The organism is Fontibacillus forbon, assembly GCF_046559655.1.
Taxonomy (GTDB): Bacteria; Bacillota; Bacilli; order Paenibacillales; family Paenibacillaceae; genus Fontibacillus.
Genome location: NZ_JBKGFV010000005.1, coordinates 347,768 through 364,842, shown reverse-complemented (window position 1 = coordinate 364,842; position 17,075 = coordinate 347,768). Strand labels below are relative to the sequence as shown.

At 51.0% G+C, this 17,075-nt stretch carries 14 protein-coding genes; 8 read left to right on the top strand and 6 right to left on the bottom strand.

Annotation, left to right across the window (positions count from 1 at the left end):
* Positions 1-2 precede the first annotated feature (2 nt).
* The 4 genes from ACLB09_RS20455 (at position 3) to ACLB09_RS20440 (ending at position 4,084) form a co-directional block, all read left to right on the top strand.
* Complete coding sequence (locus ACLB09_RS20455) at positions 3-1,547, top strand: response regulator transcription factor (protein ID WP_410771703.1); 1,545 nt, start codon at positions 3-5, stop codon at positions 1,545-1,547.
* A 150-nt stretch (positions 1,548-1,697) separates the two neighbouring features.
* Positions 1,698-2,357 carry a LemA family protein gene (locus tag ACLB09_RS20450; protein ID WP_410771702.1) on the top strand — a complete coding sequence of 220 codons (660 nt, stop codon included), beginning with the start codon at positions 1,698-1,700 and terminating at the stop codon, positions 2,355-2,357.
* Positions 2,354-3,196 (top strand): TPM domain-containing protein, encoded by an 843-nt coding sequence (locus ACLB09_RS20445; protein WP_410771701.1) that lies wholly within the window; start codon positions 2,354-2,356, stop codon positions 3,194-3,196. The genes ACLB09_RS20450 and ACLB09_RS20445 overlap by 4 nt, the downstream gene beginning before the upstream one ends.
* A gap of 150 nt (positions 3,197-3,346) precedes the next feature.
* A complete protein-coding gene (locus ACLB09_RS20440; protein ID WP_410771700.1) occupies positions 3,347-4,084 on the top strand; it encodes an HAD family hydrolase in 738 nt (245 codons plus the stop codon).
* On the opposite strand, the gene ACLB09_RS20435 is transcribed toward ACLB09_RS20440, so the two are convergent.
* Positions 4,081-4,851 carry a 4-Cys prefix domain-containing protein gene (locus ACLB09_RS20435; protein ID WP_410771699.1) on the bottom strand — a complete coding sequence of 257 codons (771 nt, stop codon included), beginning with the start codon at positions 4,849-4,851 and terminating at the stop codon, positions 4,081-4,083. The genes ACLB09_RS20440 and ACLB09_RS20435 overlap by 4 nt on opposite strands.
* A 152-nt stretch (positions 4,852-5,003) precedes the next feature.
* Here ACLB09_RS20435 and ACLB09_RS20430 point away from each other — a divergent pair, with 152 nt between their 5' ends.
* The 4 genes from ACLB09_RS20430 to ACLB09_RS20415 all read left to right on the top strand — a co-directional run bounded on the left by ACLB09_RS20430 (position 5,004) and on the right by ACLB09_RS20415 (position 9,626).
* Complete coding sequence (locus ACLB09_RS20430; RefSeq protein ID WP_410771698.1) at positions 5,004-5,795, top strand: SDR family oxidoreductase; 792 nt, start codon at positions 5,004-5,006, stop codon at positions 5,793-5,795.
* 140 nt (positions 5,796-5,935) lie between these two features.
* Complete coding sequence (locus ACLB09_RS20425) at positions 5,936-7,426, top strand: spore germination protein (protein WP_410771697.1); 1,491 nt, start codon at positions 5,936-5,938, stop codon at positions 7,424-7,426.
* Between the two features lie 9 nt (positions 7,427-7,435).
* Entirely contained in the window at positions 7,436-8,518 is a 1,083-nt protein-coding gene (locus ACLB09_RS20420; RefSeq protein WP_410771696.1) for a GerAB/ArcD/ProY family transporter, read from the top strand.
* A complete protein-coding gene (locus tag ACLB09_RS20415; RefSeq protein ID WP_410771695.1) occupies positions 8,511-9,626 on the top strand; it encodes a Ger(x)C family spore germination protein in 1,116 nt (371 codons plus the stop codon). The genes ACLB09_RS20420 and ACLB09_RS20415 overlap by 8 nt, the downstream gene beginning before the upstream one ends.
* Before the next feature lie 18 nt (positions 9,627-9,644).
* Here ACLB09_RS20415 and ACLB09_RS20410 read toward each other — a convergent pair whose 3' ends face one another.
* The 5 genes from ACLB09_RS20410 to ACLB09_RS20390 all read right to left on the bottom strand — a co-directional run bounded on the left by ACLB09_RS20410 (position 9,645) and on the right by ACLB09_RS20390 (position 16,985).
* Positions 9,645-11,633: a GTP-binding protein gene (locus tag ACLB09_RS20410; protein WP_410771694.1), complete on the bottom strand. Its 1,989-nt coding sequence runs from the start codon at positions 11,631-11,633 to the stop codon at positions 9,645-9,647.
* Between the two features lie 93 nt (positions 11,634-11,726).
* On the bottom strand, positions 11,727-13,733 hold the full coding sequence (locus ACLB09_RS20405) for a beta-galactosidase (RefSeq protein ID WP_410771693.1): 2,007 nt from the start codon (positions 13,731-13,733) through the stop codon (positions 11,727-11,729).
* Between the two features lie 163 nt (positions 13,734-13,896).
* A complete protein-coding gene (locus ACLB09_RS20400) occupies positions 13,897-15,198 on the bottom strand; it encodes an ABC transporter substrate-binding protein (protein WP_410771692.1) in 1,302 nt (433 codons plus the stop codon).
* Between the two features lie 75 nt (positions 15,199-15,273).
* Positions 15,274-16,104: a carbohydrate ABC transporter permease gene (locus ACLB09_RS20395; protein WP_410771691.1), complete on the bottom strand. Its 831-nt coding sequence runs from the start codon at positions 16,102-16,104 to the stop codon at positions 15,274-15,276.
* Positions 16,104-16,985 (bottom strand): carbohydrate ABC transporter permease, encoded by an 882-nt coding sequence (locus ACLB09_RS20390; RefSeq protein WP_410771690.1) that lies wholly within the window; start codon positions 16,983-16,985, stop codon positions 16,104-16,106. The genes ACLB09_RS20395 and ACLB09_RS20390 overlap by 1 nt, the downstream gene beginning before the upstream one ends.
* Between the last annotated feature and the right edge of the window lie 90 nt (positions 16,986-17,075).

The following is a 17,075-nucleotide window of genomic DNA, read 5'->3' as shown; positions in this document are numbered from 1 at the left end:
TCATGTATAACGTGTTGATCGTCGAAGACAGCAAGCCGATTTTACGGAATATCCAAACCCTGCTCTGTTCCCTGGATTTGCCGGTCACCGTGGTCGCCACGGCCACGAACGGCGAAGATGCGCTCGAGATCATCAGGCGACAACCGGTTCACCTGTTATTAACCGATATCCGGATGCCGAAAATGGATGGTTTGGCCTTAATCGAGCAAGCCAAGCTTATCCACCCGCAGCTAAGCGTGGTACTGATCAGCGGCTACAGCGATTTCGAATATACGCGCAAAGCTTTGAATTTGCAGGTGTTTGATTATTTGCTCAAACCGGTGGAACGCCAACAGCTTTCGGAAGTGATGAACCGGGCCATCGAGCATATAAGCCGTCAAGCCTTGAATGAGTCAGAAGTACTCAAGGAAATCGTAGATCCTTCCTTCTATGGAGAATTGATGCTGAACGAGCAGTTTCAATCTTATGCCAAATTAATGTTCATTGTTCGAAAGCAACCGTTCACTGCCGGCCATGCCGAATGGAAACGAGAAGCGCTGCAAGAGCGGTTATCGGAGCTGTTTGCACATCATGCCTGCCGGGTTTTCCCGACTTATATCCCCAAACAATTTCTGGTTTTCGTTAACGGTACGGTAGTTACCGGGACGTATTCCACGGTGTATGAGTGCCTGGAATCGGCCCGGCGCCATCTGTACAATCAGGGGGTTGATGTTACGATCGGGGGACAGCTTCAGCCTGCGGAGCCCGGTAAACTTCCCGAACTGTATTACAGGATGACGGAGATGTTAAACGAACACCAGCGGATAAATCAAGGAACGGTTCTGGATTCAGGGGTACCCATTTCCCAGGTAAGGTCGGAGAGCGATAGCGGAGATCCCTTCCTTGCGACAAGCTTCGTAGAGATGATCCGCAGCCGCAGGAAAGATCAATTCATGCTCAAGTTGACGGAACAGCTTGCCAAATGGTCCGGCGAAAATATCCGGCTGGCGGAACTGGAACGATTTATCGGTCTTCTGATCGATACATTTGCCCATTTCACAGCGGAGCGGGATAGTGACATCCGGTTAAATCTGGAAGAGTCCTCGGCACGTTTGTTTAACTGCGAGAGCTACGCGGGCTTCGGCAGTGAACTGCTGGACTGGAGCGGACAATGCTTTGAAGTGCTTCAGGCCCACCACCGAAAAAACGGCCAGGAATGGTTTCAACAGGTGGATGAATACGTGAAAATGAATATGTACTCCCCCCTGTCCATTACCGATGTAGCGCGCAAATTTCACATCAGTCCCTCGTACATCAGCCGGATTATCAAAAAATGCACGCAGAGCACCTTCGTTCAGTATTATACGAAGCTGAAGATCAACGAGGCCTGCAAACTCATGGAGGATAAGCCGGACATGAAATTCAAGGAAATCTCGGACGCGTTGTCGTTCAGTGATCAGCACTATTTCTCCAAAGTGTTCAAGGAATACACGGGCTACAGCCCAACGGAATATAAAGAGCAAGTCCTTGCCGGGCGGGCCGACGGGGAGAAAGGGATTCGCGGATAGCGGGTCCCTTTCACTTTGCCCTTTCCCCTCGATTGCCCTGTAGTTTGACAAGATGGTTGGAGTTTCCTTGTATAGGCCTAAGGGTAAAGAGATAAGTAATAACATCAGATAACAATCCAGATGCAGCATTTACAAGGAGGTACATAACTTATGAAATTTAAAGGAAAAGGCTGTCTGATCCCGCTGATCATCGTCATCGCGGTGGTCGTTATACTCATCGCCCTGTTCGCCGGTAATTACAACAAATTCGTCGCGGCGGACGAAAACGCAAACCAGGAATGGAGTAAAATCGACGTTCAACTGCAGCGGAGATATGATCTGATTCCAAATCTGGTCAATACGGTGAAGGGATACGCCTCCCATGAAAAAGAAGTGATCAAAGCGGTTTCCGACGCCCGGGCGGCGCTCGGCGGAGCGCGGACGCCGGATGAACTGGCTCAGGCCGACCAGCAATTGTCCGGCGCGCTGAGCCGTCTTCTGGTCGTCGTGGAAAATTACCCGACGCTTAAGGCGGACGTCCAGTTTACGCAACTGATGGACGAGCTGGCCGGCACGGAGAATCGGATCGCCGTGGCCAGAAACGATTACAACGCGGCCGTTGCGACTTACAACAATATGCGGAGACGCTTCCCCGGCAATCTGCTCGCCGGCGTGATGGGATTCGACAAACGGGAGTATTTTGAAACCACGCCGGAATCCCGGACCAATCCAGAGGTGGACTTCGGCACGGACCAGGATTCAGGGATGAACCAAGGCAATACATCGCTTCGTTTCGGAAATAAAGAACTCTTGCCTGGAGCCAAGTCATGAAACCCGCCTCCGGCAGCCCTTCTTCCCGTGGCTTGAGGTCATCACTCCCTTTCAGGCTTGCGGCCGTCGGCATGCTCATTCTTGCGCTGCTCTGGAGCCCGGAAGCCGTCTTTGCTGAAACGGCTATTCCGGATCCGCAGGGCGACATTTATGTACAGGATTTTGAGGGCCTGTTGACGGCCGAACAGACCCGGGAGCTGAATGGCTTAGGCCGGGCGCTGGAGGATCGGACCAAGGCTCAAATCGCCGTGCTTACCGTCCCTAGCCTGGGTGGGTATTCCGTGGAGGAGTATGCCTTACAGGCTCTCCGCAAATACGGCCTTGGCGACAAGAAACTGAATAACGGCGTGCTGCTCCTGCTGTCGATGGAGGGCGGCGAGCCGGGCAACCGCCCCTTACGGATCGAAGTCGGCTACGGACTCGAAGGGGCTCTGCCGGACGGCAAGGTCGGCAGGATCCTCGATCAGGTCACCATCCCCTATCTGGTGAATAACCAGCCGGGTGAAGCGATCGTGGAGACCTACAAGACGCTATACAATGAAGTCGCACGAGAGTATGGCGTGGAAGATCAATTATCTCCGCAGGAAATAGTCGTTCCGGAAGCGCCGCCGGGGAATGCCGGAGACGGAAACCTCTCGTCAGGCTGGATCATTCTCATCGTTGCCTTTCTGGCTGTGGATTTTATTTTCTTCCGCGGAACGATGACGCTGTTCCTGATCTCGATGCTCGGCAGAGGGGGCGGCCGCGGCGGTGGCGGCGGTTTTGGCGGTGGTGGTGGAGGTTTTCGGGGCGGAGGCGGAGGCTCCTCGGGGGGCGGCGGTGCAAGCCGGAGATTTTGACAAGCTGGTGAGAATCCTCGTCAGCCGCTCCGGTCTATCCCGATCCGGCCGCTATCGGTATAATAATATCCATAAGGATATTAACACCAAAGAGACACGGAGGAGCGCCATGTAGCGGCTTCTTCCGCGAAGGGGAGAAACTTGCCGACTATGAATTCCGCTAATTCACTTCCGCAGAAAGCCGTATTTTTCGATGTGGACGATACGCTTTACGATCACTTGATTCCGTTTCGTCAGGCCCTTGAGCAAGTACTCGGAACCGGCGAAGATTTTCCTTACGCTGCCGCCTATCACCGCATGCGTTATTACAGCGACAAGCTATCCGCCGATGTCGGAGGAACTCCCACGCACGGCTCCGAGCTCCACGAGATGAGGACACGACGATTCATCCTTTCGCTGGCCGAGTTTGATATTACGCTTACGGAGTCCAAAGCGGCGGAAATTCAATCACAGTACCTGCGCCGCCAGTTTGAGATTCAGTTGTTCGACGGAGTCCGTTCCTTGTTGACCTGTTTGATGGACCGGGGAGTCATCGTCGGATTGATCACGAACGGCCCCCCGGAGCACCAGATGAAAAAAATCCGCGCCCTTGGACTGAACGGCCTCATCCCACCGGAGCGGATTTTTGTTTCCGGGGCCGTCGGATGGACCAAGCCGGACCGCCAATTGTTTCTTCACGTGACGGACAAGCTGCATCTGACCCCTGCCGCCTGTTATTATATAGGCGATTCCTGGCGGAACGACGTTGTCGGAGCCGTGGACGCCGGATGGAATGTCTTGTGGTTCAATCATCGCGGAGCGGGACCCGAATCTCATCATCAGCCCCATTATACGACGACGAGTTATGCCGAAATCGCGGAGATTCTGCTGGCCGCTACGGCGAATTAATAAAACAGGGACATTCCTTCGCCGAGCAGCCGGCCAATCGGGCCGAATAAGATTTTCCCCAACAAACCGACGGTGATGAAGGCTGCGATATAAACCAGTATAGTGCTTTGCAGTTGATCCAGTGCGGCGCCCTTTTCCGGAATATAGCTGATAATGACAAAAGCCGGAACACTGAATATCGACCCAAAGAGACCGACCATAAGCAGCAAAGACTGAAACAGGTTAATTTGTAACACGGCCATCAACAATGCCAGTATCAGGAGCGCCGTGAACGGGACTAGATGAACCCCAAAGCGGGCCACGACATCCTGAAAACCGGCCTTGCCTTTTCCGTACCATACGGCCAGGTAACAGTAAGCTGCCGTTAGTACGGCCAGAACGGCAAAAGCCACGGTCGGTCTAACGACCAAATTCAGGAACGGATGATCCATAAATCCCGCCAGACGATGAAATCCGGAATAAACGATGAGAGGAATAACCAGGGAGTAGAGAATCATCGTAATGATTCCGTTCACGAACTGCTCTTTGCCTACGCTCTTGGCATAGGTTACAGGGCTTCTCAAAGCGGAGGCAAAAAACTTGAAATACAGTTTCGACGCCTTTTTCGCGCTCTCCAGATATTCACTCGCCTGCTGCCGATCACTCCTGTGTTCCTCTTTTTTGGGAATAGGTCCGGGTCCCTCCGACTTATTCAATGGCGTTCCGCAGTTTTCACAAAATTTTGCGTTTTCGTTATTTTGTTGATGATGGCAATTACGACAAATCATGGGACACCCTCCTCTCTTCATCCAATTATGTTGGATATCCGGGGTCTTTTTCAACCCCCATTGCAGTTTTCGCACTGATTCACCGTGCAAGGTAAGGGTATTTAACTACTGATATCCTAATACAAACTGCAGTGTTAGAGAGGAGCTTCGCCATGAACGAACTCAGATTGAAGGACCAAGTAGCTGTCGTAACCGGAGGCGGTTCCGGCATCGGCAGAGCCGCCGCGATCCGTTTTGCGCAGCATGGCGCCAAAGTATTCATGCTGGACCGGACGCCGGAGGAAGCCGAAGAAACCAAACGGACCATTGAATCCGCCGGCGGGCAGGCCACCGTAATCCAATGCGATATTTCCAAACCGGAAATGATTGAACAAGGATTTCGCCGCATAGCGGAAGAAGCCGGAAACGTCCAGGTCGTCTTCGCGAACGCCGGAATCAACGGGACCATGGCCCCGATCGAAACCATGGAGATCAGCGACTGGGATCAGACCCTGGACATCAATCTTCGCGGTACGTTTGCGACGGTCAAATACGCTATACCTCACATGAAGGATAACGGTGGCAGCATTGTCATCACCAGCTCGATCAACGGGAACCGGGTTTTTTCCAACATCGGATTCTCGGCCTACGCTTCCTCCAAGGCGGCCCAGGTTGCCTTTATGAAAATGGCCGCTTTGGAATTGGCCCAGTACGGTATCCGGGTGAATGCAATCTGCCCCGGCGCGATCGAAACGAAGATCAGCGACAACACCTATCCTACCGACGATATCGAAGAAGTGAAAATTCCGGTCGAGTTTCCGGAAGGAAACCAGCCGCTCGAGAAGGGGCCGGGAAAACCGGAACAGGTAGCAAACCTCGTCCTGTTCCTGGCCTCGGATGAATCGTTCCATATCACAGGCACCGAAGTTTATATCGACGGAGCCGAATCTTTGTTGCGCGGATAAATGAAATCCGAACATCAACGGCCTGTCCTTCTTGCTAACGCTAGCGGGAGGACAGGCCTTTTCATTTCCCCCGTCCGGTGCATATTTTTCCATCCCGGTCACATAATACATAAAAATCCACGTTCGGGAGGAAGGCGGCTTTGTCAATATTCAGCAAGATCACGCAAATGTTTAGTTCGACAAAAAAACAGCAAGAGCGTAATCCTCAAGGAAAGCCGCAGGTTTCCGGCCCGCTGACGCTGGACACCGTTCTACGGGAATTCCGGGAATGCGGTGATCTGACCAAATACAGCATCCCGGTGCTGCGGGCCGAACTTCTTTTTTTCGAGCATCAGATCGACATGCAAACTTATGAGCGCGTTGTCCTGCGCCCGCTGCAAAATATCCGAAGCGAAGAACTGGATGACTTGCTGCGCCAATCCCAATTCGAACCAGCCGTTGACGCAGCCGGTACCGTTCAGGGGATTTTAAACGGAGAGGTCGCCCTCTTCGTTCCTCAAGGCGTTTACCTCATTGATGCCTACGGCCCCGAAAAACGGAGCATCGAGCAGTCCCAAACCGAAAGCGCCATTACGGGGCCCCATGACGCCTTTAACGAAACGCTGGAAACAAACCTTTCGCTGATTCGTCAAAAATTCAAAAGCAATCGATTAAAAGTTTCTCAGTTTCGGGTCGGAGAATTGACCAAAACGAAAGTCTGCTTACTTTACATCGATGGCTTGGCCTCCATGGATTATGTGGAAGAGATGGCAAGCCGGATTCAAGCGATCGAGTTCAGCAGTCTATATGACGGGACGATGCTAACCCAGTTGATCGATGATTTTCCCAATTCCCTGTTCCCTTTGTTTCAAACCTCGGAGCGGCCCGATATTGCGGTATCCAAGCTGAATGAAGGAAAGATCATCGTGATTGCCGATCAGAGTCCCTCGGCGATCATCGCGCCTTCTTCCTTCTTTGAGTTTTTCACCACCCCTGACGATTATTACAATCGTTGGGCTGTCGGCAGTGCGCTAAGGCTGCTGCGTTACTTGGCGTTTATCATTACTATCTCTTTAACTTCCCTATATGTTGCCATTACTACGTATCATTACGAAATGATTCCCGAGAATTTACTCGTCTCTCTAACCGAATCGCGAAGCCGGGTTCCCTTTCCGCCCATCATAGAGGCTCTGCTTATGGAAACTACCATAGAAATGCTGCGGGAAGCGGGGGCCAGACTGCCGACGAAAATCGGCCAGACGATCGGCATCGTCGGCGGTATCGTCATCGGGACCGCGGCGGTGGAAGCCGGCTTTACCAGCAACATCCTGATCATATCCGTAGCGATGTCCGCGATCGCTTCCTTCGTGGTTCCCAGCTACATCATGAGCGGATCGATCCGGTTAATCCGGTTCGGACTGATCATTTTGTCCGGAATGCTAGGTAATTTCGGCTTCGTAGCAGGCGTCGCTCTTATGATCATTCACCTGTCCAAGCTAACCAGTCTCGGAACCCCCTATACGATTCCGGCCGCCCCGATCAAACCGGTGGACTGGAAAGATATTTTCATTCGGGGGCCGTTTTGGTCATTTCACCAGCGGCCTACCCAATCCGCCTCCCCAAACAAGAATCCAAACAAGATGAAGAAATAGGTGATTTCCTTGGCACAAGAAAAACTTCACCGGTTTCAAACCGCCTTATTGATTTTTAACACGCAAGTCGGTGTCGTACTGTTTATTCTTCCGCGTACAATAGCCACCTATTTCGGCACAAACGGATGGATTGCTATAATCCTTATGTTTCTCGCAGTCGGTTTGAATATTTTGCTGATCACGTCGGTTTATCGGCTTGGCCGCGGAGCTTCCATATTCGCCATCCTTAAATCGGGATTGCCCCGCCTTTTGCTGTTCCCGATTTATCTGATCACGGGCAGCAGCCTGGCTATGGTGGGTTGTCTTGTAATCAAGCAATATGCCTTGATCTATCAATTGCTGATCTTCCCGCAAACCTCGGATATTGTATTGAAGCTGGTCATTGATGTCCTTGTTTTTTTACTGGTAACCAAAGGGATTTACAATATGTCCAAAGCCAATGTTTTTTTTGTTTTCTTGCTTATGACCATGGTTCCGCTAAGCTTCGTCTTCATGAAAGATTTTGATATGACCCGGATGTCGCCGTTCTTTCTCAAGGAAGGGAAAGATTTCGGCCAGGGATTTATCAAGGTTTTCGGATCCTTCATGGGCTACGAGTTATCCATCTTTTTGTTTCCGTATGCGGAAAAGGGGAAAAAATGGCTGAAATACATTCATCTCGGCAATAGTATGACCGCCTTCGTTTATTTGCTCGTAACGGTGATATGCTACGGTTTCTTCAACTTCAAAGAACTGACCCGTCTCTCTTTTCCATTGCTGGACATGTTCGGTTATTTGCATTTTCCTTTTGTCGAACGAATTCAAAATTTTCTCTACAGCCTTTTTCTGCTGTCCATCATTATTACCGGCGGAATGTATTATTGGTCCAGCCAAGCCGTATTCAAGGAAATGATTCCCCGCCTTCCGTGGAAGTGGATTCTGTTTTTATTGATGGTATCCACCTTCATCGTTTCTTATATCCCCAAATCGCTGATCGCCGTGGAAGATTGGTTCCAGGTCTTGATCTATTGCCAGCTTGGAGTCGCCCTAGGGCTTCCGCTACTGGCCTTAGTGGCATTGTTAGTGCAGAAAGGCAGGAAAAGCCATGCTTAAAAGGGTCTATTTTCTGACGGGTATCTTGAGTCTAATTCTGTTCACTACGGCATGCAGTCAGGATCAGCACATCCTTGAACGGATCGGCTATGTCCGTACCGTAGGCTTTGACCGGGAAGGAGAAGATCAGGTCAGAGTTACGGTGAGTGTCCCGCTGATCGTTACGGAGGCCAATCAAACGCAGTTTACGGACGAAGTTTTGACCGCAGCCGCCAATAGCGGGAAAGAGGCAAGGATTACCTTGTCGCGAAAAACGAGCAGGAAGCTGCTAAGCGGACAAATCCGGACAATCATGTATAACGCGGATATAGCCCGACAAGGACTGAGGGATTTTATGGATACTTTGCAACGGGACCCCACGATTTCCAAACGGACGGAAATTGTGATCGTCGATGGATCCACCCGTGATATTCTGGAACGTTCCTATAAGGGGCATCCCCGGACCGGCCAATATATCGATCGGCTTCTCAAGAAAGAATTCGAGATGCAGACCATTCCCCGCGTGTTGGTGCATGAATTTTTCCGTGATTACTATGAAGATGGCAAGGATCCGATAGCGAACATGATCCGACAAAGCGGGGACGACCTCGAATTCGACGGCATCGCGCTTTTTCGCAAGGACAAATATATCAACAAACTGATGCCGGAAGAGGTCTTCTATTTTTCAATCATGTACCATGACCATGGAAGAGGCGAAATTACGATTACTACGGACAAGCCTGAATTGAGGTCCATTACCTTCGACGGGATCAATAGCCGGAAGAAAATTAAAATCAAAAAAAATGAGGAGGGTAAGTACGTTGCCGATATAAAAATCAACATAAATGGAGGAGCACTGGAGTATATAGGAAATTTGGATTTGACCAATGCTTCGGACAGAACCAAACTGGAAGGCATTTTAAACGAATATCTGGCAAAAGAATGCGGGAAAGTGGCGAAAAAATTGCAGAAGTACCGTACGGATAGCCTTGGGATCGGAATGCATGTACGGAACAAAATGAATTATAAAGAGTGGAAGGATACCCAGTGGGACGATATGTACGCCAATATGGATATCCATGTCCACGCCAAGTTCATGATTAAAAATTTCGGTAACTTTTATGACTGACCCTCATCGGAAGTTGATTTAACCTTGCATTGCTTTACGCACGCTGAGTATATACTTGGCCTGATCCAGCGGACTCACGCCGCGGCGCTGGCGTTCCGCCGTAACCTCGGGCGGGCAAAGTTCATACCCGGCAAAATAAGAAGAAAACGTGCTGCGTCCCTTCGTATAAGAGCTTAGCTCGACCGGATAATTCATCGAGGTGGCTACCGGCAGCCGGCCTTCGATCAGCATCCGGTCGCCCTGCAGCACCGGCGGCTCCATCGTGCCGCGCATGAGCGCGAAATCGTGGATGACCCGCCCCGCGTTCTCTTCCGGAACGACGACCCGGACCTGAAGCATCGGCTCAAGCAGGGCCGTACCCGTATTGGCCAGACCGTCCATAATGCCCATCGGCGTAGCCACGGCGAAATCCAGCGGATGGGTATGCCACACGTGATGCTGTCCATAGGTCAAGGTGACTTTCAAATCCGTAACCTCCCAACCGTTAAGGCCTTGCTGCAAAGCTTCCGGAACGCGCCGCTCGACTTCATTCTGATATTGGAGAAGCAGATCCTCGGTTCTGACGTTCGCGTCATAAACAAGCCCGCTCCCCCGGGGTCCGGGCTCAATCCGAAAGCGAAGCACGGCCCAGCACGGTTTCGGCATCGTATAAGCGATGAAGCCTTCCCCGGCTTGCATCGGGGTCTCTTTGTAAATGACGGACGGCTGACCGAAAGTCACCTGCAATCCGTACCGGTTCTCCAGAATGCTGCTTAATATCTCCAGTTGAATCGGTCCCATCACCTTGACATGCAATTCCCGTTCATCCTGCAACCACTGTACATCAAGCAACGGATCTTCATCGGATAGCTCCTGAAGAGCCTGGACGACATGAGGATATTCCGCATCGGTATTCCAGTATGCCCGAACCGTCAGAAGCGGAACGGCGAGCCGGGCCTCCGGAGGAATCGCATCGGGCGCTCCGAGGATGTCTCCGATCCTCACCTGCGAGAGCCCGCAGACCGCCGCGATGTCGCCTGCCTCCAGCACCCCCAGATCTTCAAAGCGCGGGCCTTCCACCTTTCGTATTTGCGTCACTTTCTCCTGCAAGTCCCGCGTATGGTTATATACGGCATCCCGGTTGCGCAAACTCCCCTGGTATAAACGGACATAAGCCATCCGGCCCATCGTTTTGTCGCGTTCGATTTTGAACACAATACCCGATAACGGGGCTTCCGGGTTGCCTCCTGCCAAAGGCAGATAGTGAACCATGGCATCCAGCAGCCCTTCGATTCCTATACCTTTCGCCGCTGCCCCATAAACCAGTGGGAAAAGCTTTCCGGATCTCGACAACTCTGCTGCGCAATTCCGCCACTGCTCCCCTGGGATGGTTTCTTCGTTCAAATACCGCTCCAGCAGCGCTTCATCGCGTTCGGCCAACTCTTCAAACAGCAAACCCGAAGCTTCTTCCGCGACTTTATTCCCGAGACTGTCCGTCATCAGGTCAGCCGTCCCCCTAAACTCCTGCTCCTTGCCGAGGGGAAGCTGGAAAGGGACGATATCGCGAGACAAAAACTCTCGGGCTTGCGCCAGCACGACATCATGATCGGCACCGATCCGGTCCATTTTATTAACAAAAACCAAAGTAGGAATATTCAGCTTGCGAAGAGCGTTCCAGATCATTTCGCTTTGAGCCTGTACCCCCTCCACCGCTGAGAGAATCAGAACCGCGCAGTCCATGACGCGGAGCGAGCGCTCCACCTCCGAAAGAAAATCGACGTGTCCCGGCGTGTCGACCAGGTTTACCTGGACATCCTTCCAGATCAACGAGGTCATCGCAGCCCGGACGGAGATACCCCGTTGGCGCTCGATATCCATGGAATCGGTCAGCGCCGTGCCTTCATCCACGCTTCCCAGCGTCCGCGTACGTCCGCTCTTAAACAAAATATGCTCCGTTGTCGTTGTCTTCCCGGCATCCACATGGGCAAAAATACCGACATTCAGTACCTTGGTTTGATTAGAAGTCATTGGTGTATTCTCCTGATTACCAGCGCTCAGCCTTATATTCACAAGTTCATGTTCCATCTTACATCATCGCACGGTAACCGAGAAGTCCGGCGCTCAATGTATTTCCAAGATATCTACCCCATAAGGTTCCAGCTCGAGTTCAACGTCTCGGGGCTCACCGTACAGGACGCTTGAATAAGCTTCCGGAAGAGAAACCTTGACGGTCTCCCGACTTAAATTCAGGGCGAACAGATACGACTTGTCTTTCCCGGAACGAACCGTAAGCTGAACTCCCTCCGGCAAATCGGGGAATGTCTTCATGTCCTGCTCGGCCGCCATCCGGCTGAACAGCTCCTTCAAGCAGGACTCATCGACATGAGTTCCCAGGTAATAAACCCGTCCGTTGCCGAAGGAATTGACGGTGACCGCAGGAGTGCCCGCATAAAAATCCCCGCCGTATCGCATGACGGTTTCGGCACCCCGCAAAGAGAGGATGTCGCACCATTGTCGGCACTTATAAGAACGCCCTTCCAGATCCACGATCTCATGGACATCGTCCCCGATCGGGTCATATTCCGCAACCGTAACTCCCGCGCATTGGGCCAAGAGGCCGGGAAGCGGCAACATAACGCACTGGTTGTCCATATTCTTCACTCCGGAACGGCTGGTGAGCACTACGGTCCCGCCTTCGGCGGCAAACCGCTCCAGCCGATCCGCCGTTTCTTCGTCCATCAGATATAAACTGGGGGCAACAATCAACTTATATCCGTCGAGCGGCTCCTTCCAATCGATGACATCGCATCCGATTCCCAGCTTGGTCAAAGACCGATGATAATCCTTGAGGTTTTCGTAATAATTCATGCCTTCTACCTGCGGCTGGATGTCCAATGCCGCCAACTGTTCATGGGATTGAAGAATCGCGGCTTCGTGATGCAAAACTGTGCCGCTTAATCTTTTTGACAGCGCATTCACTTCCGCGCACAAGGCGGCGAATTCCTCGAACTTACGCCCCGGAACATTGCTGTGATCGATCAATCCATGCCAAAATTGCTCGGCTCCGGCCACTGCGCTCCGCCAGCGGAAATGAACTACGGTGTCCGCCCCTCTTGCGATAGCTTGCCAGGCAAATGCGCGAATAAACCCCGGATACGGCGTTCTCCACATCGGAAACCAGCAGCCCGGCGGCCCGCTTAGTTGCTCCATAATCCAGAAATTCCTGCGCTTGATTCCACGCGTAGCGTCCAGTGATAAAGCACCGCTATATGGTCCGGTCGACTGTTTGGCTGGCGAGGTGTTCGGATAATAGTCGAACGATGCAAAATCGAGTTCTTTGCCCACGAGGTACAGATCCAGCCGCTGCGGATAACTATGAAAGTTGTGGGTAATAAAATGTCCAGGGCAATGCTTGCGGATCATCTCAATCTGGCTATGTTGAAATTCCTCTACCGAATCCCATTGGAACCGGGTATAATCCAGCAAATAAGAAGGGTTTTGATGCGGAGATCGGCCCATAGGTGCGTCAAGCTGACACCAGTCGTTATACTCTCCGCTCCAGACAACCGTTCCCCATGCCCGGTTGACCTCTTCCAGAGAACCGTATTTTTGTTTCACCCATTCCCGGAACTTGACACGACACCGCGGACAGTGGCAATCGATCATGCCGAATTCATTATCTGTTTGCCATCCGATGACTGCAGGGTGCTTTCCGAAATGCTCCGCCATCTTTTCGATGATTCTCATCCCGTATATGTACATTGATTCGCTGTTATAGCACCGGTGTCCTCTAACACCCGGGTAATAAACGCTTCCGTCCGCAAACAAAGGCAAAATGTCCGGTCTTAAATCGGTCAACCAGCGTGGGGGCGTATTCGTCGGTGTTCCAATGACGACAGAGATATCGTATTTGTAAAACAAATCAAGTACAGAATCCAGCCAATCAAAATCATAAATACCGGATGAAGGCTCCAGCCTGCTCCATGCAAACTCTGCTACACGGACAACCCGTATCCCCGTTACCTTCATCAATTGAATATCCTGTTCCCAGAGCGAAGGATCCCATTGCTCGGGATAGTAATCAACGCCCATCTGCACAGCACTACTCCGCTTCCGTTTCCGTACCAATCCATCTCCTCCGTTTCATTATCTTGGTAGACAAAATGGCAAAACTGCTCCCGCCTGCCCGGTACAATACGAGCGGGTGCGGAAGCAGTCAGCCGAATACGATCTCTGGATGCATTATCTAAGTTGTCGTTAAGATCGCATCGCAAAACGCGTTACTTTTCAATTATTTTTTAAGCTTGTCCCAAGCCGCTTGCATGTTCTTCATCCAGCCGTTCACGTCGGTTTTATCGGCGATGAGTTCTTGAATCGAGCTGGCGAATTCTTGAGTTACACCGTCAGGGAATTTGGAAGATTGCAGACCGTAAACTTTGTTTTCGTCTACATATTTCTTCACGTCGGCTCCCAACATACCGATATCTTCAGCAGATGCAGGAATCGTAGTCAGGGCAGGAATGAACTTCCATTTCTTAACGATATACTCTTTACCCATGTCCGAAGTTACAAGCCAGTTCAAGAAAATTTTAGCTTCTTCTTTAGAAGCGGAGTCTTTGTTCACGACCAGGTTGGCAGGGATACCGACGGTAAGCTTGTCGTTCTTCTCGGCGTCATCGTCGATCGGCATCGGGAACATCCCGATATTCATGCCCGGCGTAATGTTGTCGATCAGCGTTTGAGCCCAGTTGCCTTCTTGCATCATAGCTGTCTCGCCGTTAGCGAACAAAGCCAGATGGGTATTGGCGTCCGTGGTGAGCGGATTCTTTTGACCGTATTGGACCGTAAGTTTAAGCAAGTTGCTCCAGTCTTTGAAGTGCTGGTTGTCTACAATCGTTGCAGTTCCTTCATTTAAGCCTTTGATAAATTCGTCCACATTGTCTTGTCTGGAGAATGCTGTGCTGATCCCTTGGTTACCCAACAGCCACCATTCTTGGTAAGCGTTGCCGAAAGGAGTAACGCCGGCAGCCTGAAGCTTCTTGGCTGCGTCTTCCAGTTCGGTAATCGTTTTTGGAGTTTCGGTAATGCCCGCTTTGGCAAACAGATCTTTGTTATATACGTAACCGATACCTTCAAGGTTCATCGCCATACCGTATACTTTGCCGTCTTTCGTCATCGGTTCAGCCGCGAGAGGCACAAGGTCCTTAACCCAAGGTTGATCGGACAAATCTTCGATCTTATCTTGCCACATATCCAGTTCGGCAAAACCGCCGTTCGAGAAAATGTCCGGCGCATCGCCGGATGCGAATTTCGTTTTCAGCGCTGCCGCATAGTCTGCGCCGCCGCCGACGGTTTGTATATCGAGCTTGATGTTCGGGTATTCTTTTTCAAATTCGACTTTCAATTCGTTCAGACCTTCAACGATTTCGGTTTTGAATTGAAAAATCTTAACGGTTTTCACTTCTCCGCCTTTGCCTGCATTCCCGCCTTCGGCAGTGCCCGTATTTGTCTTGTTGTTGCCGCCGCAAGCCGCAAGCAGCATACTCATGACGAGCAGCACGGACAGGATGACCATAGAACGCTTTTTGTTCATGACTTCATTTTCCCCCTAATTTTTTTTAAAGTATTTGTTTCTGGTTTTTTTATATTTGGAACGCCAGGCCCGATATTAACCTTTCACCGAGCCTGCCGCAATTCCCTCAACAATGTAACGCTGGAGCAACAGATAGAAGGCGACGATCGGAAGAATCCCGATAGCCAGCGCCGGAAGCGCCAAATCCCATTGCTTCGTGTACTGCCCGAAGAACGAATAGGTCGCCAGCGGAATGGTCCGCATCGATGGATTTTGCAAAATCAACGACGGGAGCAAATAGTCATTCCAGATGGCCAGCGCGTTAAGCACGATGATTGTCATCATCATCGGTTTCAACAGCGGCAGTACGATCCGGAAGAAGACCGTGATCGGATTACAACCGTCAACGGTTGCCGCTTCTTCGATTTCGAGCGGAACGGATTTGACGAAACCGTGGAACAGGAACACCGCGAGCGGCAAGCTGAGCCCGAGGTTCGTCAGGAGCAAGCCCCAGATGCTGTTATTGATTCCGAGCCCGCTTACGACTTTCAATACCGGAATCATGATCGTCTGAAACGGCACGACCATCGCCATGACGAACAGCATCAACAGGACGCGGTTGAATCTGGTGTTCGAGCGGACCATGCGGTAAGCGGCCATCGCACTGAATAACGTAATGAGAATGACGCTGATTACGGTAATCAGCAGCGAGTTGCGGAAAGCTTCGGAAAACCGGGCCAATTCCCAGGCTTTCGAATAGTTTTCCCAATTGAATTTGGTCGGCCAAGAAGCCGCGTTGGACAAAATTTCACCAAACGATTTAACCGAGTTAACAAACAGAAAATAGAATGGGGCGAGAAACACGAGCGCCACCAAAGCCATAATGATTTCGATTACTGTATTTCTGCCGCGCGATTTGGTCTCCATTAAGCTTCAACCTCCTTGCTCTTCGTGATTCGAACTTGAATCAGGGAGATGATGGCTACGATAACGAAGAACAGCAAGGCTTTAGCCGTACCGAGTCCATAACGGTTGTTCAGGAACGCTTCATTATAGATGTTCAAAGCAACCGATTCCGTGGATTTAAACGGCCCGCCCTTGGTGAGGGACAAGTTCAGATCGAACATCTTGAAGGACCAGGAAATCGCGAGGAACAAGCTGACGGTCACCGCAGGCATGATCAGCGGAGCGATTATACTGCGCAGCACCTGGAAGTGGTTGGCTCCGTCGATTTCGGCAGCTTCCAGAACTTCTTTGGATACGTTGCTCAAAGAAGCGATATAAATGACCATCAAATAACCGGAATATTGCCAAACAAATACCATAACGATAGCCCAGAAACCGGTTGTGGCGTCGCCAAGCCACGGCAGTTCGAAGAACGACCACCCTGTCATATCGCCGAGCGTCGAGAAACCTTTAACGAAAATGAACTGCCAGATAAATCCAAGCAGCAGGCCTCCGATTACGTTCGGCATGAAAAACACGGTACGCAGCACGGTGCGCGATTTTAACGGCTTGGTGAGGAAATAAGCCAGGAAAAAACCGACCACGTTCGTTAGGATCACGCCCAAAAGGGTGAACCGTACCGTAAACCAGAACGACTTCCAGAAATCCGGATCCCCGGTAAATATTTTTGCGAAATTATCGAAGCCGACCCATGCAACTTCCCCCGAAACTCCATTCCAGTCGGTGAAGGAATAATACATTCCCATCAAAAACGGAATAATCATCACTAGGGTAAAGAAGATCAAGGCCGGGCCCACGAAAAAGAACTGTTGTCCAAATTGCGATAACTTTCTGCTACGCATGATTGGCCCCCCCCTTTAATGTCTCTCTTTGTCGAAGATACTCTTATAATGTTATTATGTTATTATTTTGATTCCCCTTACACCGACTGA